1 protein-coding gene is annotated in these 846 nt (G+C 67.0%); it reads right to left on the reverse strand.

The features are described 5' to 3' along the window. Window positions 1-79: 79 nt before the first annotated feature. Window positions 80-343: a WhiB family transcriptional regulator gene (locus CCN33_RS30645; RefSeq protein ID WP_030377564.1), complete on the reverse strand. Its 264-nt coding sequence runs from the start codon at window positions 341-343 to the stop codon at window positions 80-82. Between the last annotated feature and the right edge of the window lie 503 nt (window positions 344-846).

The raw sequence follows: 846 nt of genomic DNA on the forward strand, positions 1-846 counted from the left end.
AACCCACGTGCGACGGGCCGTTCGCCCCGTATGTGCGTGTGTCCGGCGGCCGTTCGCCGGCCGGCGGCGCGTGCGCCGGTCAGACGGCGGCCTTCTTAAGCCGGCGGCGCTCCCGCTCGGACAGGCCGCCCCAGATGCCGAAGCGCTCGTCGTTGGCGAGGGCGTACTCGAGGCACTCGGAGCGCACCTCGCAGGCGAGGCAGACCTTCTTGGCCTCTCTCGTGGAGCCGCCCTTCTCCGGGAAGAAGGACTCGGGATCGGTCTGGGCGCACAGAGCGCGCTCCTGCCAGCCGAGTTCCTCGTCCGCGTCGTCGACCAGCAGTTGCTCCACCAGCTCGGTCATGTGCGCCCCTCGTCTGTTCTTCACGTCCCCGTGCCTGGCCGGTCCCGGCCGAACGACACGAGTGAAATTACAAGTGTGCTGCTCCGAGCGAGTCAAGCCGAGATCTGCTATTGAGCCCGTTATTCACTCTGCGGAACCAAGGCCTTGCGTTAAGTGTTCAAATCGGCATAAACCTTGACACACGGCTGAGGGCGCCGAGGAGCGCCGCCCGGATGTGCGCCATGTGTCCCGAGTACCGGGTGCACAAACCTTTCACCTGAGAGATGCACCGGATGAGGTGACGGATGTCCCTCGAAGCGGGCCCCGAGTTGACACGGCAGGTATGAACCGGTGTCCTAGTGGGCATGCTTGCCGACTTCGCACCCACCACGACCCGCGCCGCCGGGTCCCTCGGTGCTGCCGGCATGCGTCTCAGCTGTTGTTGCTGTCCCTGCTGTTGAGCCGACCGCGCTCCAGCGGACCCCGGGCCCGATCCGGCCCCGCGTGTCCCGCCGTTCCCCCAC

This window comes from Streptomyces recifensis, assembly GCF_002154615.1.
GTDB classification, from domain to species: Bacteria; Actinomycetota; Actinomycetes; order Streptomycetales; family Streptomycetaceae; genus Streptomyces; species Streptomyces griseoluteus.